The following is a 4,876-nucleotide window of genomic DNA, read 5'->3' as shown; positions in this document are numbered from 1 at the left end:
AGGATGAGACGCTCGTTGAGGACGTCCAGCATCTCCAGGAAGGACATGTCCGGGGCCGGGCGCCCCGCTACGAGCCGACCGCCCACGCGCGGGTGATCGTCTGGACGACGCCCGCCCCCGCGTGGTCGCCGGCCGTCGCGCGGAGCGAGACGTGGCCCGCGCGCGGGTTGGTCACCAGCGCGGTCCATCCGGTGCCGGCTTTGGCCGATTCGACCAGCGCCGCCTTGATCCGTTCGCCGTTCCAGTCGGGATGCTGCTGGGCGATGATGGCGGCGGCCCCCGCGACGTGCGGCGCCGCCATCGAGGTCCCGTTGTGCGCCAGGTGGCCGTCACGTTCGCGGATCGTGAAGCGCACACGCCTGCCCTGCGCGGGCTCGACGCGATGGCCTGAGGCGCTCACCACGACCCTGTCCCCGGTCAGCAGCGTCACCGTTCCCGCGGCCGGGGGAGGCGCTCCGGGGACCGGGAGAGCGCCAGCGAGAGCAGAACCTTGGTCATACGCACGCCTTTCTGCAGCGTGGAGGCGGGCCGCTCGGGGTGCTACGAGCGGCCCGCCGTCACCGTACGGTCAGATGATCTTGCGGTAGATCCGGGACGCGATCGCCTGGGCCGCGCTCTCCCGGCCGAACTCCTGGTAGACCCGCGACGTGATCTCCACGGCCTTGGGCGAGTAGGCGGGGTAGAAGGCCTTCCCGCACTCCAGGTCCTTCAGCGCCGCCTTGATCTCCTTGTCCAGGTACGGCTTGGCCTCCGCCGGCTTCAGGTTCGGCAGGAAGATGACGGTCCTGCTCTTCGGGGCCTTGGGCAGTTCGCCCTTCCAGGCCTTCCTGGCGACCTCCGAGGCCTGCCGCACGATCTTCGTGTGGCTCAGGCCGTCCAGCGCGGTCGGCCTGGTCTCGCCGGCCCCCAGGCACGTGGCGAACTGCTTGCCCAGCCGCACGAGCTCCTTGTCCCGGTCGAGGACGCTCAGCGACTTCTGCACCGCCGCTTCGAGCTGGTCGTAGTAGTCCTCCTGGGAGGTGACGGTCTTGCCCAGCACGTCCTTGACCGCCTGGGAGAAGCAGGCGTCGTCGGCGGCGCGCCACTTCTTCAGGTCGGCGGCCGAGAGGGACATCAGGGTCTTGTTGTTCGGGTTGTCCGGCGAGGTGGGGTTGACCACCTCATCCTTCGGATAGACGTTCGGGGACCAGACGCCGAAGCCGTACCTGGCCCGGTACGTCCGCAGCGCCTTGAGATCGCCCGAGAGCCGTTCCCGCTCCCCGGGCTGCCACCGGCGCTCGGGCGCGAGCGCGGCCACGTAGGCGAGGCCCTGCTCGGTCATGCAGGCGACGCGCTTGTCCTCCATCTGCCGCTGCTTGTCGTACGCGGCGTCGTCCCCGGGCGGTGCGGCGAGAGCGCCGAACGAACCGGCGAGCAGGGTGGCCGCGACGGCCTTGGCGATGAACATGGGTAGTTCTCCTTCATCGAAATGTGGGCATGCGAAACAGAACTCCCGGCCGAAAAGGCCGGATCAGGGGGAAAGTCTCAGCAGGGGATCTTCATGCGGGACGCCTTCGGCGACACCTCGGGCAGCCCCGGGACGAGGTCGGCGGCGAGCACGGCGACGCCGTTCACCGAGCCCTTCTTCTCGAAGTACTCGCCCTCGGGCAGCTTCACCTTCTTGGCCTCGGTGATCACCGTGCGCTCGCCCAGGTAGCGATAGGTCTGCCGGTCGAAGATCAGCTCGGACCGGCGGCCGTCGCCCTCGTCCATGGCGACGGCCAGCCCGGGGCGGCCGGAGACGTCCACGGCGTCGCGGATGAGCACGATGCCGTCCAGCCCGGCGGCCACCTGGTAGAGCGCGGCGCCCAGGCTGGGCCGTACCACGGACTCGCGGATCAGGCCCTGGAGAGAGGTCCAGATGCGCAGCGGCTCCTCGCCCGTGTCGGCCACGATCTTCGCGCGCACCTGGGCGGGGTCCGTCGGCCAGGCGCCCAGCCGGGCGTAGGCCGGTTGGCCGGGGCAGCCCGACGACTCGGAGAGGATGTCCTCGACGCCGCGGTCCCAGAACTTCCGGGGCGCCGGTCCCGTGGCCGACAGGGCCTGCTTGCGGCTCAGCCAGGGCTTGCCCACGTCGGCGGCCTCCCAGCGCTCCTCGTTGACCATCACCTTGGTGTACTGCGTCGCGCCCGCCTTGTCCTTGGTGTACAGGCTTTGCTGGGCGAGCGTCTTGGTGTGGACGTACTGGCCGCGGGACGGCACCGTGTCACCCTGGCCGGCGGCGGCCCGCGCGGCCAGGGTGAGCAGCGCCTTGGCGTCGGCCGGAGGCGCGGCGAGCAGGTTTCCGGGAGTGTGCGGGGCGGAGCCGCCCAGACCCACCTCGGTGACGAGGATGCCGGCGGTGAGCGTCACCGCCATCGCGCCGACCAGGATCACGCGCCGGGCCGGCAGCGCGGTGGCCCACCTGCGGCGCAAACGGCCGAGCTGGGACGCCTGCGCCTCGTGGGCCTGCCGGAGGAAGCGGTCCCGTCCCGCCGCGGCGGCCCGCGGCGTGGGGTCCGGCTCCGTGAACACGGCCTCGATCAGCTTGAGCTCGTCCATCACCACTCCTTCATCGGGTTGACGTCGCCCAGGGCGGTACGCAGCTTCTTCCTCGCCCTGTTGATCCGGGACCCGACGGTCCCGACCGGTATGTCCAGCGCAGTGGCGATCTCCTCGTAGCCGAGCCCGCCGAACACGAGCAGGAACACCGCGTCGCGATCGCCCTTCGCGAGCCCTTTCAGCCCGCGCACGAGCTCCGGCCGGCTGGCCTCCGCCGCGAGCTGTGAGGTCACCCGGTCCTCGTGCCCGTCGGCGGAGTCCTCGGCCGGAACCTTGCTGAGGGCGTTCAGGCGGCGGCCTTCTCTGCGGCGGTGCCGGGCCACGACATTCGTCGCGATGCCGTATAACCACGACCGCACGGTGCCTCGGTCGGAGTCGAAACCGCCTCTGCCGTTGAACGCGATCAGGAAGGCGTCCGCGACCATGTCCTCGACGTGCTCGCTGCCGAGCCGGGCGGCCAGATATCGGTAGAGCTCGTGGAAATAGCGGTCGTACAGGAGGGCGAAAAGGTCAGGGTTGTCCATCGACCGCTCGACCACGGTGACGTCTTCCATCACGTCACTGGCGTCAGGTGGTGCAGCCATGGCGTCCTTTCGGAGGGAACTGTCACCCCGGAGTTCGCCGCTCAGCCGTTTTTCTTCACGGCCGTGTTTCAGCCCAGGTCGAGGCGGGCGAGTTCGGTGCGGGTGGTGACGCCGAGCTTGGGGAAGGCGCGGTAGAGGTGGTGGCTGACGGTCTTGGGGCTGAGGAACAGCTGGGCGGCGATCTCCCGGTTGGTGACCCCCGTGGCGGCCAGGCGTACCACCTGGAGTTCCTGGGGTGAGAGCGAGGCGGCCAGGTCGGGGGCGCCCTGGGCGACGGTCTCGCCCGCCGCGCGCAGCTCGGCGCGCGCCCGCTCGGCCCACGGCGCGGCGCCGACGCGTTCGAAGGTCTCCAGCGCCGAGCGCAGGCGGGTCCTGGACTCGTTCTTGCGGCGGGCGCGGCGCAGCCACTCGCCGTAGAGCAGGTCGGTGCGGGCCCGTTCGTACGGCCGGTTCGCGTCGGCGTGCGATCGTACGGCCTGCTCCCAATGCCGCTCCGCCTCCTCGTCGTCGGTGGCGAGCAGGGCCCGGCAGCGGTGCAGCACGGCCTCCGCCCACGGATGGCGGGCGGCGGCGGCCCAGGACTCGAAGCGCGCCAGCGGTTGCGCGGCGCGGGCGGGCAGGCCCAGCCGTACGGCGGTCTCGATCTGGTCGGGAGCGAAGTAGATGGGCATGATCTGGTGCCGGAGCGGCCCCCGGGCGGCGGCGTCGAAGCGCTCCAGCGCGGCCTCGAAGCGGCCCTGACCGAGGTCCAGCAGGCCGAGCGCCCACTCGGCCCAGCCCACGATCGTCGCCACCGGATGGGCGCTGACGTGCGCGATCGTGCGCTCGGCGAGTTCACGGCAGTCCTGCTCCCGGCCCTGGACGGCGGCCACCATGGCCATGACGCTCTCGAAGTGCGCGATGCGGTGCGTCTGGCCGATGTCGGTGGCGAGCCGGCGTCCCTCGGTCGCGGTCGTGACGGCGTCGCGGAAGCGCCCGAGGTACATCTGGTGGATCGCCAGCACCGCCTGGGCGAGCGGCAGCAGCCCGATCATGCCGTCGGCCCGGCACTCCTCGATCGCCGCGTGGGCGATGGCGAGCCCGTTGCCGAAGTCGCCCGAGATCCCGGCCAGCGAGCAGATGCTGATCCGCAGGGCCGTCATGCCGGAGGGGATCGCCGCGGCCAGGTCGATGAGCTCGCGGAACGGCGGCAGCGCCCGGTCCAGGTCGCCGGCCAGGAAATCGGCCATCGCGTGGGCCGCCCGGACGAACCCGTCGAGCCCGTCCTCCGGCGTCAGCGGCAGGCCGGCCAGCCCCGCCGAGGACTCGGCGACGGCCGCCGGATCGCTCAGGTACCACGCGTTGCGCACCGCGTCGAGCAGGAGGAGCGCCGCGCCCCTGCGGTCGAGGCCGGCGATGGCGGCGGCGCCGTCGACGAGGATCCGGTGGGCTTCCTGCACCGCGCCCCGGTCGAACGCGATCCGGCCGCGCAGCCCCGCCAGCCGGGCCAGGGTCAGCGGGTCGTCGCCCAGCCGCCGGGCCTGATCGGCCAGGACCTGCGCGTGCTCCAGGGCGCCGGCGTCCGCGGCGGCCTCGGCCGACAGGGCCAGCCGCCGGGCACGTTCGGCCAGGCCGGGGGTGAGCCGCGCGGCCCGCTCCAGGGCCGCGGCGGCCGCGGCGTGGCCCGCGCGTTCGCGGGCGCGGCCGGCCGCCTGTTGGAGCGCGGCGGCGAT

At 72.3% G+C, this 4,876-nt stretch carries 5 protein-coding genes; all 5 read right to left on the bottom strand.

Features of this window, described 5'->3' with window-relative positions:
- Window positions 1–67: 67 nt before the first annotated feature.
- Entirely contained in the window at window positions 68–430 is a 363-nt protein-coding gene (locus tag ACWEPL_RS64940) for a S8 family serine peptidase (protein ID WP_452442996.1), read from the bottom strand.
- A gap of 138 nt (window positions 431–568) precedes the next feature.
- Window positions 569–1,447, bottom strand: a complete 879-nt coding sequence (locus tag ACWEPL_RS64935; protein ID WP_452442994.1) for a hypothetical protein — start codon at window positions 1,445–1,447, stop codon at window positions 569–571.
- Between the two features lie 77 nt (window positions 1,448–1,524).
- The gene (locus tag ACWEPL_RS64930; RefSeq protein ID WP_452442991.1) at window positions 1,525–2,580 is read right to left on the bottom strand and encodes a CU044_5270 family protein; all 1,056 of its coding nucleotides are present in this window, start codon (window positions 2,578–2,580) and stop codon (window positions 1,525–1,527) included.
- Entirely contained in the window at window positions 2,580–3,164 is a 585-nt protein-coding gene (locus ACWEPL_RS64925) for an RNA polymerase sigma factor (protein WP_363968096.1), read from the bottom strand. The genes ACWEPL_RS64930 and ACWEPL_RS64925 overlap by 1 nt, the downstream gene beginning before the upstream one ends.
- 68 nt (window positions 3,165–3,232) lie before the next feature.
- Window positions 3,233–4,876 (bottom strand): LuxR C-terminal-related transcriptional regulator (locus ACWEPL_RS64920; protein WP_452442988.1); only part of this gene is annotated, 1,644 nt, incomplete at its 5' end.

This window comes from Nonomuraea sp. NPDC004186, assembly GCF_053603495.1.
This window is presented reverse-complemented; position numbering and strand designations above follow the sequence as displayed.

Coding starts and splice junctions, on each gene's coding strand:
- ACWEPL_RS64935 (WP_452442994.1), bottom strand. CDS start 1,447: ATGTTCATCGCCAAGGCCGTCGCGGCCACCCTGCTCGCCGGTTCGTTC.
- ACWEPL_RS64925 (WP_363968096.1), bottom strand. CDS start 3,164: ATGGCTGCACCACCTGACGCCAGTGACGTGATGGAAGACGTCACCGTG.
- ACWEPL_RS64930 (WP_452442991.1), bottom strand. CDS start 2,580: ATGGACGAGCTCAAGCTGATCGAGGCCGTGTTCACGGAGCCGGACCCC.